At 44.1% G+C, this 18,008-nt stretch carries 20 protein-coding genes; 2 read left to right on the forward strand and 18 right to left on the reverse strand.

Going from position 1 to position 18,008, the window contains the following annotated elements; all coding sequences use genetic code 11:
• Positions 1 to 2: 2 nt before the first annotated feature.
• A complete protein-coding gene (gene nrdH / locus AACQ83_RS13440; RefSeq protein ID WP_112878067.1) occupies positions 3 to 233 on the reverse strand; it encodes a glutaredoxin-like protein NrdH in 231 nt (76 codons plus the stop codon).
• A 331-nt stretch (positions 234 to 564) separates the two neighbouring features.
• On the opposite strand from nrdH, the gene AACQ83_RS13445 reads away from it, so the two are divergent.
• Together AACQ83_RS13445 and cspE are read left to right on the forward strand one after the other, a co-directional pair.
• Complete coding sequence (locus AACQ83_RS13445) at positions 565 to 1,026, forward strand: methylated-DNA--[protein]-cysteine S-methyltransferase (protein ID WP_011145612.1); 462 nt, start codon at positions 565 to 567, stop codon at positions 1,024 to 1,026.
• A gap of 343 nt (positions 1,027 to 1,369) precedes the next feature.
• Positions 1,370 to 1,579, forward strand: coding sequence for a transcription antiterminator/RNA stability regulator CspE (gene cspE, locus AACQ83_RS13450; protein ID WP_146747419.1), 210 nt, complete (start codon positions 1,370 to 1,372; stop codon positions 1,577 to 1,579).
• A gap of 87 nt (positions 1,580 to 1,666) precedes the next feature.
• Here cspE and crcB read toward each other — a convergent pair whose 3' ends face one another.
• From crcB to AACQ83_RS13535, 17 genes are all read right to left on the reverse strand, one after another.
• The gene (gene crcB / locus AACQ83_RS13455; protein ID WP_112878068.1) at positions 1,667 to 2,041 is read right to left on the reverse strand and encodes a fluoride efflux transporter CrcB; all 375 of its coding nucleotides are present in this window, start codon (positions 2,039 to 2,041) and stop codon (positions 1,667 to 1,669) included.
• A 161-nt stretch (positions 2,042 to 2,202) separates the two neighbouring features.
• Positions 2,203 to 3,168: a lipoyl synthase gene (gene lipA / locus AACQ83_RS13460; RefSeq protein WP_011145615.1), complete on the reverse strand. Its 966-nt coding sequence runs from the start codon at positions 3,166 to 3,168 to the stop codon at positions 2,203 to 2,205.
• A gap of 110 nt (positions 3,169 to 3,278) precedes the next feature.
• Positions 3,279 to 3,920 carry a lipoyl(octanoyl) transferase LipB gene (gene lipB, locus AACQ83_RS13465; protein WP_112878069.1) on the reverse strand — a complete coding sequence of 214 codons (642 nt, stop codon included), beginning with the start codon at positions 3,918 to 3,920 and terminating at the stop codon, positions 3,279 to 3,281.
• A gap of 131 nt (positions 3,921 to 4,051) precedes the next feature.
• Positions 4,052 to 4,315 carry a DUF493 family protein YbeD gene (gene ybeD, locus AACQ83_RS13470; protein WP_112878070.1) on the reverse strand — a complete coding sequence of 88 codons (264 nt, stop codon included), beginning with the start codon at positions 4,313 to 4,315 and terminating at the stop codon, positions 4,052 to 4,054.
• A 157-nt stretch (positions 4,316 to 4,472) separates the two neighbouring features.
• Positions 4,473 to 5,684, reverse strand: a complete 1,212-nt coding sequence (gene dacA, locus AACQ83_RS13475; protein ID WP_112878110.1) for a D-alanyl-D-alanine carboxypeptidase DacA — start codon at positions 5,682 to 5,684, stop codon at positions 4,473 to 4,475.
• A 161-nt stretch (positions 5,685 to 5,845) separates the two neighbouring features.
• A complete protein-coding gene (rlpA, locus tag AACQ83_RS13480) occupies positions 5,846 to 6,844 on the reverse strand; it encodes an endolytic peptidoglycan transglycosylase RlpA (protein WP_112878071.1) in 999 nt (332 codons plus the stop codon).
• 13 nt (positions 6,845 to 6,857) lie between these two features.
• A complete protein-coding gene (mrdB, locus tag AACQ83_RS13485; protein ID WP_112878072.1) occupies positions 6,858 to 7,970 on the reverse strand; it encodes a peptidoglycan glycosyltransferase MrdB in 1,113 nt (370 codons plus the stop codon).
• 8 nt (positions 7,971 to 7,978) lie between these two features.
• Entirely contained in the window at positions 7,979 to 9,874 is a 1,896-nt protein-coding gene (mrdA, locus tag AACQ83_RS13490) for a peptidoglycan DD-transpeptidase MrdA (protein ID WP_112878073.1), read from the reverse strand.
• A gap of 40 nt (positions 9,875 to 9,914) precedes the next feature.
• Positions 9,915 to 10,385, reverse strand: a complete 471-nt coding sequence (gene rlmH / locus AACQ83_RS13495; RefSeq protein WP_112878074.1) for a 23S rRNA (pseudouridine(1915)-N(3))-methyltransferase RlmH — start codon at positions 10,383 to 10,385, stop codon at positions 9,915 to 9,917.
• Between the two features lie 2 nt (positions 10,386 to 10,387).
• Positions 10,388 to 10,714 carry a ribosome silencing factor gene (gene rsfS, locus AACQ83_RS13500; protein WP_191214694.1) on the reverse strand — a complete coding sequence of 109 codons (327 nt, stop codon included), beginning with the start codon at positions 10,712 to 10,714 and terminating at the stop codon, positions 10,388 to 10,390.
• A 98-nt stretch (positions 10,715 to 10,812) separates the two neighbouring features.
• A complete protein-coding gene (gene nadD, locus AACQ83_RS13505; protein WP_112878076.1) occupies positions 10,813 to 11,490 on the reverse strand; it encodes a nicotinate-nucleotide adenylyltransferase in 678 nt (225 codons plus the stop codon).
• The gene (gene holA / locus AACQ83_RS13510; protein ID WP_112878077.1) at positions 11,474 to 12,514 is read right to left on the reverse strand and encodes a DNA polymerase III subunit delta; all 1,041 of its coding nucleotides are present in this window, start codon (positions 12,512 to 12,514) and stop codon (positions 11,474 to 11,476) included. The genes nadD and holA overlap by 17 nt, the downstream gene beginning before the upstream one ends.
• Positions 12,511 to 13,059 (reverse strand): LPS assembly lipoprotein LptE, encoded by a 549-nt coding sequence (gene lptE / locus AACQ83_RS13515; protein ID WP_112878078.1) that lies wholly within the window; start codon positions 13,057 to 13,059, stop codon positions 12,511 to 12,513. The genes holA and lptE overlap by 4 nt, the downstream gene beginning before the upstream one ends.
• A gap of 13 nt (positions 13,060 to 13,072) precedes the next feature.
• Positions 13,073 to 15,655 (reverse strand): leucine--tRNA ligase, encoded by a 2,583-nt coding sequence (leuS, locus tag AACQ83_RS13520; protein ID WP_112878079.1) that lies wholly within the window; start codon positions 15,653 to 15,655, stop codon positions 13,073 to 13,075.
• A 162-nt stretch (positions 15,656 to 15,817) separates the two neighbouring features.
• Entirely contained in the window at positions 15,818 to 16,543 is a 726-nt protein-coding gene (locus tag AACQ83_RS13525; RefSeq protein WP_112878080.1) for an amino acid ABC transporter ATP-binding protein, read from the reverse strand.
• A complete protein-coding gene (gltK, locus tag AACQ83_RS13530; protein WP_112878081.1) occupies positions 16,543 to 17,217 on the reverse strand; it encodes a glutamate/aspartate ABC transporter permease GltK in 675 nt (224 codons plus the stop codon). The genes AACQ83_RS13525 and gltK overlap by 1 nt, the downstream gene beginning before the upstream one ends.
• Complete coding sequence (locus tag AACQ83_RS13535; RefSeq protein WP_112878082.1) at positions 17,218 to 17,958, reverse strand: amino acid ABC transporter permease; 741 nt, start codon at positions 17,956 to 17,958, stop codon at positions 17,218 to 17,220.
• Positions 17,959 to 18,008 lie beyond the last annotated feature (50 nt).

An 18,008-nucleotide genomic window follows, 5' to 3' on the forward strand; every position in this document is an offset into this window, starting at 1 on the left:
ACCTATAAATTCTCGGTTAATGCGTTGATTTTATCTGGACGAAATCCTGACCAATGCTGTGTACCTGCTACAACCACAGGAATTTGCTGGTAGCCCATAGCACGGATAGTCGCTAAAGCCTGCGGGTTTTCGGTTAAATCGACAATCTGATAAGGAATATTTCTTCGGCTTAGCGCCTGATAGGTTGCGCTGCATTGTACACAGTCCGGTTTGCTATAAATGGTAATGCTCATTAACGACTCCTTTGTCAGTTTGTGGGCATGTAATGGCAAAATTTGGTTCATGAGTAATAATTTACCTAAAGGCCAGAACTTGAATCATACTATATATAGTGAAATTTTATTTCAACCACACTATATATAGTGTTAATTTTACATCGAGTAACTATCATTAAAATTACGATGTGGGTTATTCTCTGTTTGTTGGCAGGCTTTTCGCCTTCAGACAAGTTTAAGTTTTCTAGTCGGTGGTAAGGGAGCAACTGAATTCATCATTGCAATTTGTCGAAAAGACGATTTACTCTAATCTCTATAATGATTGATATTTTTTTCAATGGAGGTGGTTATGTATCATCACTATTTTGATACACCCAAAGGATTTCCTAAACCGTATATTCATATCACTGCGGATGATAAGGGAGTGACCAGTCTATATTTTGTTGATGAAAAAACAGCGCCTGAAGTGAAAAATGATATTACTAAGCAGTGCGTGAAAGAGTTACGGGGATATTTTGCGGGTAAGCGAACTGAGTTTTCCGTTCCACTCAACCCGGCAGGAACTGAATTCCAGCAGCGTGTATGGTTACAGTTATGTAAGATCCCGTTTGGAGAAGTGTGGAGTTATAAGCAACTTTCATTAGCATTAGGTTCAGTTAATTATTGTCGTGCGGTAGGAATGGCTAATTCTCGTAATCCGATCTCATTAATTGTGCCTTGTCATCGTGTTATTGGACATGATGGTAAATTGGTGGGATATACCGGTGGCCTGAATATTAAAAGCTGGCTATTAGAACATGAAAAAACCTAGTCATTTGTTTATTAGATAACTTGTGTGATAAAAGACCAGGGAGGATTATAGATATTTATATACCCGTCATCTTTCAAGTTGCCTCTTTGTTGGCTGCACTCACTCACCCCGGTCACATAGTTATCTATGCTTCCGGGGATTCGCTCCCTTGCCGCCGCGATGCATCTTGAAATCCATAGGGTATATATGTGTATTATTTAGTAGTAAAACTAAATAAAGATAAGATCTATCGTATTTTATTATGCTTTTCGTGATCTTGGTTGTAGACAGTGAGCCAACTTATTTGTTGTACTGTATGCGACGCAGATTTTGTGTCTTAATTTTCACGTTAAAGGTAAGTTTGATGTCAAAAATTAAAGGTAACGTTAAGTGGTTTAATGAATCTAAAGGATTCGGGTTTATCACTCCAGAAGATGGTAGTAAAGACGTATTCGTGCATTTCTCTGCTATTCAGAGTAACGGATTTAAAACTTTGGCAGAAGGTCAAAAAGTAGAGTTTGAAATCACTGACGGCGCTAAAGGTCCATCTGCTGCAAACGTTGTCGCTATCTGATTTTAACTCCATATTTCGAAAACCCGTTATTACAACGGGTTTTTTTTGGCTTGTATGAGGCCTGTATGATATGTAGGTAATTTTAATTTAAAGTTCATGCATCAATACGAAAGCTAACATGGTCATCAGTAATGATCCAAAAAGATTAAGCAAAACTGTTCCCAGTGCCCATCCTAGTTTCCCGTCCAGTAACAAATAAGCAACTTCAACAGAGAATGTAGAAAAGGTTGTTAAACCTCCGCAAAAACCGGTGGTCAATATCAATTTCCAAGCCGGATCAAGATGTGTAGATTTATTAAAATAGGCTAACCCTAGTCCGATAATTAATGCGCCAATACAGTTAACGGTAAGGGTGCCAATCGCGATATTAGAAGAAATATTATTAAGACGGAGGCTGATAAACCAACGTAATACGCTGCCTAAGCCACCTCCGATAAATACAGCCAGAATAATATTAGTCATAATAACTGCCTATCCAATAGGGCTATTTTATTTGCCATTTTGAACCTGGGCAGTGCTCAAAATCCTCACGTACTACGTGTACGCTCCGGTTTTTCCGCGCTGTCCGTGTTCAAACTGCCTGCAACAATTACGCCTATTTGGATAGGCACTAAGATACTGGGTTATTTGACCTCTTCACCTTTGGCTTGTAAGTCAGCATGATAAGAAGAACGGACAAATGGACCACAGGCGGCATGGGTGAACCCCATAGCTAACGCTTCTTCTTTCATTTCATCAAATTCCTGTGGGCTGACGTAGCGCTGTACCGGTAAATGATGACGACTAGGTTGTAGATATTGTCCCAGAGTCAGCATAGTCACACCGTGGCGGCGCAGATCACGCATAACATCAAGAATTTCTTCGTTGGTTTCACCAAGACCGACCATCAGACCCGATTTGGTTGGAATATCAGGATGGGCTTCTTTGAACTTTTCAAGTAATTTTAATGACCACTCATAGTTTGCACCAGGGCGCACCTGACGGTAAACCCGGGGGACGTTTTCCAGATTATGGTTAAAGACATCGGGCGGTGTCGCTGTCAGTATTTCAAGTGCACGATCCATACGTCCACGGAAGTCAGGAACTAAGGTTTCAATCTTAATGGATGGATTTTTTTCACGAATAGCAGAGATGCAGTCAGCAAAGTGCTGAGCACCACCGTCACGTAGATCATCACGGTCAACGGAGGTGATGACAACGTAGCGCAGTGCCATGTCTTTAATGGTTTGTGCCAGTTTTACGGGTTCATTGGTGTCAGGTGCCATTGGGCGGCCGTGCGCAACATCACAGAAAGGGCAACGGCGGGTGCAAATTGCGCCAAGGATCATAAAGGTTGCTGTACCGTGATTGAAGCATTCTGCCAGGTTAGGGCAAGACGCTTCTTCACAAACGGAATGCAGACCATTTTTGCGCATGGCAGATTTGATGCCCTGAATGCGGCTGGAATCCGCAGGAAGTTTGATTTTCATCCACTCAGGTTTACGCAAGATTTCTGTACGTTCGGTCATCACTGTTTTGACAGGGATCAGCGCCATTTTGTCTGCGTCGCGGTACTTAACTCCGCGTTCCATCTGAATTGGTTTACTCATAATCGTGCTGGTTCCAGTGTTAAATTCATCAGGTTGAGATTTATCATTCAGTCTACTGTATGATAAATAATTAAAAAATTTTTGAAAAATGTTAAAAAATTATAGCATCTTTAACTGTTCAGTTTAAATCCTAACTGCTGGCAAAATTTCTCTACCAAAACAGGTTGTACTTGTTCAACAGTAATTCCAGGAACTAAGTCACTGAGTTGAATCATTTTCATGCCGGCATAGCCACAAGGGTTAATACGCAGGAAGGGTTCTAAATCCATTGCGATATTGAGGGCTAGTCCGTGGAAAGAACAACCTTTACGTATCCGTAATCCAAGAGAGCAAATTTTTGCTTCATTGACGTAGACACCAGGGGCATCCGGGCGGGCATGGGCTTTCACACCAAAGTGAGCAAGGGTTTTAATGACAGTATCCTCTATCGCCGTAACCAGTTGCCGTACACCAATTTTGGCGCGTTTAATGTCAATCATGACATACATAACCTGCTGACCAGGGCCATGATAGGTGACTTGTCCACCACGATCGGATTGAATAACCGGAATATCACCGAGGGACAGCAAATGCTCAGCTTTACCTGCTTGTCCTTGAGTAAAGACTTTTGGATGCTGTACCAGCCAGATTTCATCAGGTGTATTAGTATCTCGCTGCTCAGTAAACAAGTGCATTGCATCAGAAATCGGCTCGTAGGGTTGTATTCCTAATTGACGTAAGAAAATCGTTTTATGTTGCAATTGAAACTTCATTTGATAGCTATAAGATTTGGTCAGTATAACCCTCAGAAGAGCTTCTCACCAGTTTAGTGCGCCTGAAACTGTAGTATTCCTGATAGATAAAGAATCCCCTGTGAAATTATAGGGGATTTCTCTAGTGTGTATTACAATACTACCCGTACCAATTCAAGGTTACCTAATTCTTCATACAGCGTTTCTACTTGTTCAATATGAGTCGCATTGATAGTAATGGACACTGAGTGGTAGTTACCTTTGCTGCTTGGCTTCACTTGTGGAGAGTAATCGCCCGGCGCATGACGTTGAACCACTTCAACGACCTGATTGACTAGCTCAGACTCCGCCAAGCCCATCACTTTGTAAGTGAATGAACAAGGGAACTCAAGCAGTTCATTTAATTTCGTTTTCATGGGCGCTCCTGTTTTGCTTTCCGCGATACGCACGGTCAGTTTCTTCTGTAAAATTTGATACTTTCCTCCGCTTTAAAACGCGGAGATGCTTATTGCGATTGGGCGGTAGTCCGATTCGCTTTGATGGACTCTGTTTATCGCTTAATTATCTCAAGAATTAGCCAAACCAATGATGAAATAGTAGCTTGATGTAATCGATAAAGCGGCCGAAGATGCTGCCTTCTTTTACTTCATTCATGACGACTAAAGGCTGCTGTTCAATAGTTTTGCCATCAAGTTGAAAGTTGATAGTACCTACGACTTGATTTTTCGCCAGTGGTGCATGTAATTCACTATTATTCATGACATAGCTGGCTTTCAGATCTTTCAGACGACCACGGGGAATAGTCAGATAAACATCTTTATCAACACCTAATTGAACCCTATCGTTATCTCCAAACCAGACTGGTTCAGAGGCGAATTCTTTGCTTGCTTTCAGAGGAGCAACAGTTTCAAAGAAACGGAAACCCCAGGTCAGCAGTTTCTTACTTTCTGTTTCACGGCCTTTATAAGTGTGGCCTCCTAATACCGCAGAAATCAGGCGCATATCGCCTTCCGTTGCAGAAGCGACTAGGTTATAGCCCGCTGCGCTAGTGTGACCGGTTTTAATACCATCGACATTCAGGCTCTTATCCCACAATAAGCCATTACGGTTTGTCTGGCGGATATTGTTGTAGGTAAACTCTTTCTCTTTATAGATGGTGTACTCTTCAGGAACATCACGGATCAGCGCTTGACCAATCAATGCCATATCACGGGCAGAGCTGTATTGACCTTCTGCGTCCAGGCCATGAGCGGTTTTGAAATTCGTATTCTTTAATCCAAGCGATTTCACATAACCATTCATTAAATTAACGAAAGATTCTTGGCTACCGGCAACATAATCTGCCATTGCAACACAGGCATCGTTACCGGATTGCAAGTTTATACCGCGGGATAACATAGAAACCGAGACCTGATCGCCTGGCTTGAGGAACATCAGGGAAGAGCCTTTAAATACCGGATTACCGGTTGCCCATGCGTCAGTACCAACAGTGACCATATCATTTGGGTGGATTTTGCCTGATTTGATTGCTTGACCAATAACATAGCTGGTCATCATTTTTGTCAGACTGGCAGGATCACGGCGTGCATCTGCATTCATCTCAGCCAGCACTTTGCCTGAGTTATAGTCGATAAGGATATAAGCTTCCGCATCAATCTGAGGCACTCCTGGGATCATCGTTTTCAGGTTGACATCATTCCCATTGGCAAAGGCAGAAGCACTTATTGCCAGCGCAATACCCAAGGTGGTGCTTTTTATAAAACGAGAAGTGGTTGTATATTTCATGGTTAGTTTGACAACATCCGTGAGAAAAGATTGATATCGAGCCACATCATAGCAAATGAAAAAAATACTGACATTGCCAAATTTTGACAAGACTCAGGTTTACATTTTTTTACTCCTCTTACTGATATCTGAATCAAAGTGAGATATCAGTAAGAGAACGATTAAGGACTGACGATAAAAGAAGATTGCTGTATTTGGTCAGCCAGTTTTTGTTGTAAATCGGCAGCTTGCTGGCGATTATTGAATGGCCCTAACTGTACACGATAAACGTTATTATATTGAGTTACGCGGCCTTGAACATTAAAGCGTTGCGCCAGTGTTTGTTGCCACTTTTTTGCTCGTTGCTCACTGCTAACAGCACCAACTTGAACTATAAAACCATTTTCTGAGGCGGCTGTTGGCGTTGTGACTATTGAAGTACTGTTTGTAACAGGCTTAGGTGGTTGCAGCTTCATTGTGGGGAGTTGTTCAGTCGCTTCCGGTTGTATCGTCAGTTTCATCGGCTGATTTGTTAAGGGCTGGCTGCTAGTCTGATCAGGGATATTCTCCATTGTTGGTGTTCCTAATGGACTGGTTGTCAGCGTTGGTCTATCCGGTAGAGCATAACTCTGTTTAACTATCTGGCTGCCAATGGTACCGGGACCGGATACAGAACCGTCCTGGGCAACCTCAATAAAATCAACCTTAACTTTGGTACTTTGAGTTAGGTTTAACCGTTCAGCGGAAGCCTTCGATAGATCGATAATTCGCCCTGGTTTATAAGGACCACGGTCATTGACTCTAACAATCATCATGCGGCCATTGCTCAAATTGGTCACACGGACATAACTTGGAATTGGCAGGGTAGGATGGGCGGCTGTCAGAGCATAAGGATTAAAACGTTCACCAATTGCGGTCATTTTGCCGCTAGATTCTTCACCGTACCAACTAGCATAACCTGTCTCACTAAACTGAGAGGGGGCTTGCACAATGTGATAAGTATGTCCGTTCATCTGATAATCATCATTGGCGCTAGGATGATAAGGTTCATAACGAGGTTCTGCACCCAGAACATCCTGCGTTGGTACTACGGGTAACGGGGCAGGTTTTTGTTTGTCAGGAGTAGTACAGCCAGATAGCAGGGCTGCAATCATGCCGAATATAAGCCAGTGTTGACGCATTGAAACCTCTTCTCTATAAACTTTTGGACAACAATTTTCTGTGTGTGTGAATCGACATGATAATGCCGAAACCCGCCATTAAGACGATTAACGCAGAGCCGCCATAACTGACAAATGGCAAAGGAACGCCCACTACAGGCAGGACACCACTCACCATGCCGATATTGACGAAGATATAAACAAATAGAATTAACATTAGGCCGCCAACCATAACCCGGCCAAAAGTGTTCTGTGCTCTGGTTGCGATAACCAGCCCACGAGTAATTAATAACATATATAATGTTAATAACAGTAGTACGCCAATCAAACCAAGTTCTTCTGACAGTACGGCAAATATGAAATCTGTATGACGTTCTGGCAGAAATTCCAATTGAGATTGTGTTCCTAATAGCCAGCCTTTACCTGATAAACCACCGGAGCCAATCGCGATTTTTGATTGAATAATATGGTAACCCTTACCTAGTGGATCGCTTTCTGGATCAAGTAGCATCATGACGCGATCGCGCTGATAGCCATGCATCAGGAAGAACCACAAGATGGGGATAAAGCTGGTTAACAGTAGAGCTGCGATACCGATCAACCGCCAACTCATGCCCGAAAGGAACAAGACAAACAGGCCAGAAGCCGCGATCAGAATTGAAGTCCCCAAGTCTGGCTGAGCGGCAACCAGTAAAGTAGGCAGAAAAATAAGCATCAGAGCGATAGTCGTATTTTTCAGTGATGGGGGACATAAATCGCGGTTCATAAAGCGTGCGATCATCAGTGGTACGGCTATTTTGGCAATTTCAGAAGGTTGGAAGCGGATGATTCCTAAATCCAGCCAGCGTTGGGCACCTTTACTTATTTGCCCGAAAGCATCGACAAAAATCAGTAAAATGACACAAACAATATAGAGATGGGGCGCCCAGCTTTCATAAACTCTTGGTGGAATTTGCGCCATGATGAGCATGACAACCAGCCCAGCACCAATTTGGCTAATTTTGCGCTCCATCATACCCATATCTTGACCACTGGCACTCCACATAACAAAAGCGCTGTATATCAGCAATGCCAAAATGCACAGGAGTAATGGTAGGTCGATATGTAATCTGGTCCAGAGAGGAACCCTTTTTTGGTTTTCTGTCATGGTGTTAATCAGTCACTTTCTGTTCCGTGAGGTGTAGGGACAGCATTCGGCAATGTTGTGTTGTTATCCCCTAATAGTACATGGTCGAGGATTTGGCGAACAAGAGTCCCCACTGCTGGGCCTGCACCACCATTCTCTAAAATAATGGAAAGGGCTACTGTCGGATTTTCATAAGGAGCGAAAGCGATCATCAGCTTATGATCCCGTAAATGCTCAGCAATTTTACTGGCATTGTAGGTTTCATAACTGTAGACCTGTGCTGTTCCCGATTTGATCGCTGCTTTATAAGGCGTACCGATAAAACTTTTGTGGCCGGTACCGTTTGGCAGGTTAGCAACACCGTACATGCCGCTTTTTGCCAATTCCCAATATCCTGAATGGATATCACCGATCTGAATATTTTCTATTTGTTGATAAGGGATCATCTCACCTTTCAGCTTCTTGCTTAGCAGAAGATGTGGTGTTTTTACATTACCGTCGTTAATTAAGGTTATCAGCGCTTTTACCATTTGAATGGGGGTTGCTGTCCAATATCCCTGGCCGATACCCACAGGAATGGTATCTCCTTGATACCAAGGTTTTTTATATTTTCTTTGTTTCCATTCGCGGGTAGGCATGATACCGGTGCGTTCTTCGGCTAGGTCGATTCCAGTATATTCGCCATAGCCAAACTTGGTCATCCATTCAGATAGACGATCAATTCCCATATCATAGGCAACTTGATAGAAGAAAGTATCCGCCGATTCTACAATGGCTCTATGTGCATTGAGACTACCGTGTCCCCAACGTTTCCAGTCACGGTAGCGTTTTTCTGAACCCGGTAATTGCCACCAACCCGGATCAAAAATGGTGGTATTTTTATTGATAACGCCTGTACTTAGTGCTGCAACGGTAATAAAAGGTTTCACTGTCGAAGCTGGAGGATAGATTCCTTGAGTAGCACGATTAATAAGCGGCCTATCAGGATTGTTTAATAGCTCCTGGTAGTTCTTATTGGAGATACCGTTTACGAATAGGTTTGGATCATAGCTTGGGTTAGATACCAGTGCCAGGATTTCCCCATTACGTGGATCACTGACAACGACCGCAGCACGGCTGGTTGTGAGGAGTTTCTCAATGTAAATCTGCAATTCGAGATCGATAGTGAGGTAAATATCTTGTCCGGCCTGTGGTGGTTGTTCATGTAATTGGCGTATCACCCGGCCTCGGTTATTCACTTCGACTTCTTCATAACCCGTTTTGCCGTGTAAAACAGTTTCATAATAGCGTTCAATACCCAGTTTGCCGATATCATGGGTAGCGGCGTAATTAGGTAAAATACCTTCTTTATCCAATCGTTCTACATCTTTATCATTAATTTTAGCAACATAGCCGATGATATGTGTCAGTGCTGAACCATAAGGATAGAAGCGGCGTTGGTAGCCTTTTATTTCAAAACCAGGGAAACGATATTGGTTAACGGCAAAGCGTGCTACTTGAATATGATCAAGTGAAGTTTTCAATGGAATAGAGGTAAAGCGGCGCGAGCGTTTACGCTCTTTTTCAAAGTTGGCAATATCTTCGTCAGTCAGATCGATAACATTACGTAAATCATTCAGCGTTTGCTCAAGGTGTTCTACCTTTTCAGGTATGATTTCTAACTGATAGATAGTTCGATTAAGTGCCAATGGCGTACCGTTGCGGTCATAAATGATCCCGCGGCTTGGCGCAATTGGAACCAGTTTAATACGGTTTTCGTTTGAACGGGTTTGATAGTCTTCGTGGCGGGTGATTTGTAAATGGTAAAGATTGGCAATCAGGATACCAGTCAGTACCAGGATGATAATAAATGCCACTAATGCGCGGCGAGCAAATAGGGCTGATTCAGCCGTATAATCACGAAAAGGGGTACGTTTATTCTTCATCCCATTGCCAGAAATTCGCTTTTATCCGTTGATAACCAAATTATTCCCGATGATAGGGATGATTGGTCGTAATACTCCATGCCCGGTACAGGCTTTCCGCAACCAAAACTCGGACCAGAGGATGGGGTAAGGTTAGCGGTGACAGTGACCAGCTTTGTTCTGCGGCAGCTTTACATGCCGGAGCGAGACCTTCGGGCCCACCTATCAACAAACTGACATCTCTACCATCCCGTTTCCAATGTTCAAGCTGTTGCGCCAATTGAGGCGTTTCCCAGCGGGAACCCGGAATGTCCAGGGTGACAATACGGCTGCCTTTGCTGACAGTGGCTAGCATTTGTTCGCCTTCTTTTTCCAGAATGCGTTTAATATCCGCATTTTTCCCCCGTTTGCCAGCCGGGATTTCTATCAGATCAAATGGCATGTCTTTGGGAAAACGACGCAAATAATCTGTAAAGCCGGCCTGTATCCAGTCCGGCATTTTTGTACCTACAGCAATTAATTGCAGCTTCAAACTCAGCTCCAAAGCTTTTCGAGTTCGTACATGCGGCGGCTCTCTTCTTGCATGACATGTACGATAACTTCACCGAGGTCTACGACAATCCAGTCAGATACGCCTTGTCCTTCAACGCCAAGTGGGATCAGGCCGCTCGCGCGACAGTCATCAACCAGATTATCTGCGACAGACATCAGATGGCGGTTGGAAGTTCCGGTGCAGACAATCATGCAATCGGTAATACTTGATTTCCCTTGGACATCAAGGGAAACAATATCCTGTGCTTTGGAGTTTTCAAGCTTATCAATAACAAACTGTTGGAGTTCTTTACCTTGCAAAAGGCTCATCCTTATTTTTTATCACAATTGATTAAATAGTGCGGAATAATAGCATGTCAGGTCACTTAAGGGTAAGTCAACTAAGCGACTAATCGAGGCAGATTCCGCTATTGGCGATATAACCCCTGTGAATCTATATACTTTTGTACTGAAAGGGGGAGTAAATCGTCACAACTTAACCCTTGCTGGTGGCGTTGACGGATGTCTGTTGCTGAGATCGGCAGCAGAGGTGTATCTGCCAGATAGATATAACCGTTAGGTTTACTGCCAAGCTGGTTTGGATCGCAGATTTGATGTTCTGTAAGCCAGTGTTGCATTTCGGTTGTAGAAAACTGGGTTTGATAACCGGGGCGAGCACAAACCAGCAGATGGCAGAAACTCAATAATTCTTGCCAACGATGCCAAGTGTGCAGTGATAACAAAGCATCTTGGCCGATTATAAATGCTAGTGGTTGTTTGTTACCAAGTTCCTGACGGAATGACTCTAGCGTATCAATTGTGTAAGAGGGGATAGTGCGCTCCAGTTCACGCTTATCGACGGTAAACAGTGGGCTATCCTGTACTGCCAGTTGTACCATTTCAAGCCGCTGTTGTGCAGTGGCTTCCGGTTGTGGGCGGTGTGGGGGAACGTGATTTGGTAGTAAAATCACTTGATTCAGGCCAGTTTGATATGCCAGGGTTTCAACTGGTTGTAAGTGCCCGTAATGGATGGGATCGAATGTTCCACCAAATAATGCTTTAATAACGGGTTGTTTCGGGCAAGTAGAATCAATGGCATGAGGCATTAAAAAAGCTCTCAGGTAAGGTTTTTCCACATAACAGCATAGAAAGCGTTTCTAAATCTGACCAAATAGACTGGCCGTAATCCTGTTTGATCTGGCGTTCCATCTGTACAAGTAAATGAATTGCTTGCTGCAAATCATGTTGAGTGAGACGTTGCAGTGCGCTTGTCAGTAATGGACGGCGGTTTTGCCATACCCGATGCTGATCTAACAGTGTTTTCATCGGGGTTGTGGTACTTTGACGTTTCAGCGTGAGTAGCAACAGTAATTCACGCTGTACGGTACGTAATAGAATAACAGCTTCGTAATCTTCCTGTTTTAACTGTTTCAGAATATGCCAGGCTCGTTTTGCTTTACCTGATAATAGCGAGTCTACCCAGTGATAAGGTGTAAAGTGAGCCGCGTCATTCACCGCATTTTCGACACGATGTAAGGTCAGTTTACCGTCTGGGTATAGCAGGGACAGTCGCTCAAGTGCCTGAGCTAACGCCAGTAAATTTCCTTCATAACAATAACACAGTAGTTGATTGGCTTGTTCTTCCAGCGTTAATTTCATGGTTTTGGCTCGTTGTGCAACCCATTGCGGCAGACGGTTCTGTTCAGGTGTCTGACAACTGACATAAACACCGTTTTTTCCTAGTATTTTGAACCAGTTACTGTTCTCCTGAGCCTTGGTCAATTTCAAACCACGTAGTATTAGCAGTATATCTGGATGAAGTAGTCCAGCCAGTTTCACCAGTTGTTCGGTTATGGTTGCATTGGGGCCATTTTCCGGCAGTAGTAAAGTGAGTGTTTGACGGCTAGCAAACAGACTTAATGACTGACAAATATTGAATATCTCATCCCACTCGGTGTGATTATCCAGTGTATAGGTGAAGTGTTCAGTGAAAGCGTGTTTTTCAGCAGCCTTGCGAATATGATCTTGGCTTTCCTGTAATAGTAGGGGTTCATTACCCCATATTAGATAACAGTTTCGCAGCCCCTCATTGAGCTGCGAAATCAATTGTTCGGGATAGAGTTTGATCATTGTGCTTGCGCAGCTTGCTGTCCCACCTGTTTTTCTCTGGCTTTCTGCTTTTCTGCGTTGTGAACGGTCAATAACTGGCGAACTAACCGGCGAGCAGCTTGTTCACGCATTTCCTGATTGATTATCTCGTTTTCAGCATCTTTCGCCAGGGCCTCTAATGGGTTGTCGAAAAAAGAGCGGTCAACCCTGGATCGCAGCGGGTATACGCTACCGTCTGGCATAATAACCTGAGCATCGACATTCAGTGTCAATTGGCGTTCAGCCGCCTTACCATCTTGGAAAATAGAGACAGTATCTTTATTTTCAGAAGAGTTAATTAACTTTAAAACAGGAACATCAGCGCTACCATCCTCAAGGATAGTGACATTATTCAGACGAAGCTGTTGGCGAACGGAACGGGCCAGTGGCCCGTATGGGTCACCGCTTGTTAATTGCAGCTTTTTGAGTTCCGGTGGCACCTGAGTGGTGCCGCGCAGATGAAAACCGCAGCCAGCGGTGACCAGCACCGCTAACCCCAGCAACAACGTTAAAATACGATGTCGCACATTGCCTCCTTTATTAGCCGACGACCAGATTCAGTAGTTTGCCTGGTACATAAATGACTTTGCGAATAGTGACGTCTTCAAGGTATTTCGCCACACCGTACTCTTTTGCTGCCATATCATGAACATATTCTTTAGCTGCATCGGCTGGCACAGTAACACGACCACGCACTTTACCGTTAACTTGAATGACGACTAACTTGGTATCGTCAACCATTGCTTGTTCATCAGCTTGTGGCCAATCAGCCGTATCAATATCACCTTCACCCCCCAGAGCTTGCCACATAATAAAGCAAGCATGAGGAGTTATTGGTGACAACATACGGACAACCGCCAACAGAGCCTCCTGCATCAGAGCGCGATCTTGCTCAGTTTCCTGTGGTGCGCGGGCCAGTTTATTCATCAATTCCATTACCGCAGCGATAGCAGTATTGAATGCCTGGCGGCGGCCAACATCATCTGTGACTTTAGCGATAGTTTTGTGCAGATCTCGGAATAGATCTTTTTGTTCCATTGTCAGGTTTGTGATGTTTAGCGGTTGCGTTGCCCCTTTGCTGCTATGTTCATAAACCAGGCGCCATACACGTTTCAGGAAGCGATTTGCCCCTTCAACACTGGATTCTTGCCATTCTAGCGTCAGCTCTGGTGGAGCCGCGAACATCATAAATAGGCGAACGGTATCAGCACCATATTTTTCTACCATCAATTGTGGGTCAATACCGTTGTTTTTGGATTTAGACATTTTGCTCATGCCGGTATAAACCAGTTCATGGCCTTCTTTATCCATCGCTTTAATGATACGGCTTTTATCATCACGCTCAACAATAGTATCAGCTGGGGAAACCCAGATTTTTTCACCATCTTTGCCGAGGTAATAAAAAGCATCGGCCAGAACCATGCCTTGGCATAACAGGCGCTTAGCGGGTTCATTGGAATTGACTAGGCCAGCATCACGCATCAGTTTATGGAAGAAGCGGAAATACATCAGATGCATGATAGCATGTTCGATACCACCGATGTATTGGTCAACTGGCAGCCAATAGTTAGCTGCTGCTGGATTGAGCAGGCCCTTGTCATAATCTGGACAGGTGTAGCGAGCGTAGTACCAAGAAGACTCCATAAAAGTATCGAAGGTATCTGTTTCACGTAGTGCTGGTTGGCCGTTGATAGTGGTTTTCGCCCACTCAGGATCAGCTTTAATTGGGCTGGTGATGCCGTCCATTTTGACATCTTCTGGCAGAATAACTGGCAGTTGAGCTGCTGGAACCGGAACAACTGTGCCATCTTCCAGCGTTGCCATTGGAATAGGAGCGCCCCAATAACGTTGACGAGAAACTCCCCAGTCACGCAGACGATAGTTGACTTTACGTTTACCTACGCCCATTTCCACCAGTTTATCAGCAATAGCATTGAAACCATCTTCGTGATTCAGGCCGCTAAATTCACCGGAATTAAACAGGATATTCTTATCTGTTACAGGCGCTTCATGGACGTTTGGTTCATTGCCTTCGCTATCCAGAATAACGGCTTTTATTGGCAGGTTATATTTTGTCGCAAATTCCCAGTCGCGTTGATCGTGACCAGGCACTGCCATGACAGCACCGGTGCCGTATTCCATCAGGACGAAGTTTGCAACCCAGATTGCCACTTTTTCTTTGGTCAATGGATGAATAGCAAACATACCGGTTGCTATGCCTTTCTTCTCCATTGTTGCCATATCTGCTTCTGCAACTTTGGTATTACGGCACTCATCAATGAAAGTAACCAGTTCAGGGTTATTTTCTGCTGCTTGTTTTGCCAGAGGATGACCTGCGGCAACCGCAACATAAGTGGCACCCAGGAACGTATCAGGACGAGTGGTATAAACGGTCAGCTTCTCCTGACTATCAGCCACATCAAAAGTGATTTCTACCCCTTCAGAACGACCAATCCAGTTGCGCTGCATGGTTTTGACTTGTTCAGGCCACTCTTCCAGCGTATCCAGATCATTTAACAACTCTTCGGCATAATCAGTGATCTTGATAAACCATTGCGGAATTTTTTTACGTTCAACTTTGCTATCACAACGCCAGCAACAGCCATCGACCACTTGTTCATTAGCCAGAACAGTCAGATCGTGGGGACACCAGTTAACTGCGGAGGTTTTTTTATAAACCAAGCCCTTTTCATACAATTTGGTGAAGAACCACTGTTCCCAACGGTAATATTCCGGGGTACAGGTTGTGACTTCACGATCCCAGTCGTAACCGAAGCCCAGTGTTTTCAATTGACCTTTCATATATTCGATGTTGGCATAGGTCCACGGAGCAGGTGCGGTATTGTTTTTGACCGCGGCACCTTCCGCAGGCAGGCCAAACGCGTCCCAACCGATAGGTTGCAGAACGTTTTTGCCAAGCATACGCTGATAGCGGGAGATAACATCGCCAATAGTGTAGTTACGTACATGGCCCATGTGTAGTCGACCAGAAGGGTAAGGTAGCATGGACAGGCAGTAATATTTCTCTTTGCTGTTGTCTTCTGTCACTTTGAAAGTTTGCTTCTCTTGCCAGTGAAGCTGAACTTGCGGCTCTATATCTTCTGGGCGGTATTGTTCTCGCATGGCACCGATGATCCTATGGTGAGTAAAAAGCTACGTTTGTAGCAATCATTTAGTTGGTAAAATATGAGGTCGGCATAGCATATCTGATTTGATATATAAGAAACAGAGGTTCTGAGGGAAAATCCGATGGCGACGGGAGCCACCACCGGGGATGAAATGAGGTTAGTGAAGAATTTTAGCGAGAAATTCTTTGGCGCGATCTGATTTTGGATTCGCAAAGAAATCTTCTTTTTTGCTATCTTCAACAATTCTGCCTTCATCCATAAAGATAACTCGGTTGGCTACTTTACGAGCGAAGCCCATTTCGTGAGTAACAACCATCATGGTCATCCCTTCATCTGCCAGTTTAACCATGACATCGAGCACTTCATTGATCATTTCAGGGTCGAGTGCGGAAGTAGGTTCGTCAAATAGCATGGCAATCGGGTCCATACAAAGGGCTCGGGCGATTGCTACACGTTGCTGTTGACCACCGGAAAGTTGAGACGGGAATTTATTCGCTTGACTGGCAAGTCCAACGCGTTCAAGTAATTTCAACCCCTTTTCTTCCGCCGCTTTTTTATTGCGATTAAGCACTTTAATCTGCGCTAGAGTTAAATTCTCAATGATGGAGAGATGGGGGAACAGCTCAAAATGTTGGAACACCATGCCGACTTTAGAGCGTAGTTGTGCCAGATGGGTGTTTTTATCATTAACTTTAATGTCATTAACCAGAATTTCACCCTGTTGGATGGATTCCAGGCCATTGACCGTTTTTATCAGGGTGGATTTGCCTGAGCCAGATGGGCCACAGACCACAACGACTTCACCTTTTTTAACTTCAGTTGAGCAGTCGGAGAGAACCTGAAATTGGCCATACCACTTGGATACATTTTTCAGGGAGATCATCAAACAGTCCTTTTCTTCAAATAGTTAACCAGCATAGATGCGGCAATACTAATAATAAAATAAACCAAACCAGCAAATAGGATCATTTCGACCTGAGTGCCATCACGCTCACCGATATTTGCCGCAGTACGGAAAAAGTCCGCTAGACTGAGCACATACACCAATGAGGTGTCTTGAAACAGTACGATACCCTGAGTCAGTAACAGCGGGGTCATCGCACGGAATGCTTGAGGCAGGATAACCAGTCTCATACTTTGCATTGGTGTCATACCCAATGCCAGTGCTGCCGAAGATTGCCCGCGGGAGATACTCTGAATTCCCGCCCGGATAATTTCTGAATAGTAAGCCGCTTCGAAAAAGGCGAATGCAACCATAGCTGAAATTAAACGAATATCTGTTTTCGGAGAAATCCCCAGAACATTTTGCACTAGACTAGGCACAATCAGGTAGAACCATAACAGTACCATAACTAGTGGTACAGAACGGAACAGATTGACATATAAAGTGGCAAACCAGCTCAGTATTTTTACCGAAGAGAGCCGCATAACGGCTAGCACGGTTCCCCAGAGAATACCGACAACAACAGCAATAATCGTGATTTTTGCGGTAATGACTAAGCCTTGTAGCAGAAATGGGATACTGGGGATAATCGAACTCCAGTCAAACTCGTACATTTATTGACCTCCAATATTACCCGGTAAACGCACTTTTTTCTCAAGCAAGTGCATGGCAAGCATAATCACCAGATTGATTCCGATATAAGCTAATGTAATCGCCGTAAATGTTTCATAAGCATGTGCTGAGTAATCAAGTAACTTACCTGCTTGTGCTGCCATATCTACCAGACCAATAGTGGAGGCAATAGCGGAGTTTTTCACCAGATTCATTATTTCTGATGTCATGGGTGGAATAATCACTCGATAGGCATTGGGTAATAGGACATAGCGATAGGTTTGTGGCAGAGTTAGCCCCATTGCCAGCCCTGCCGCTTTTTGACCGCGTGGTAGTGATTGTATGGCGGCACGAACCTGCTCACATATCCGAGCAGCAGTGAAAAGACCTAAACAGACAGTGGATGAGAGAAAAAATTGGATATTAGGGTCCAGTTCAGTTTTAAACCACAGACCGATTTTTTCTGGTAGTAGTTCAGGTACAACCAGATACCAGATAAAAAATTGAACTATCAGTGGTACGTTACGAAAGAGCTCAACATAACAGGTACCTATCCCAGATAATATTTTATTGGGAACAGTGCGTAAGATGCCGAACAGTGAGCCGACAATGAAAGCGATAATCCAGGCGCAGATAGACAAGGCAATCGTCACCTGAAATCCAGCTATCAACCAGCCTAGATAAGTCGTATTGCCGAAAGGGGCAGCTTGCAAAAAGATGCCCCAATTCCAATCGATTGACATAATAATACTCCCTGTTAGGGTGTAGCTTGATCCCCTGAAAACGATTGATT

The sequence above is a fragment of the Photorhabdus sp. S10-54 genome (assembly GCF_963878145.1).
Taxonomy (GTDB): domain Bacteria; phylum Pseudomonadota; class Gammaproteobacteria; order Enterobacterales; family Enterobacteriaceae; genus Photorhabdus; species Photorhabdus kayaii.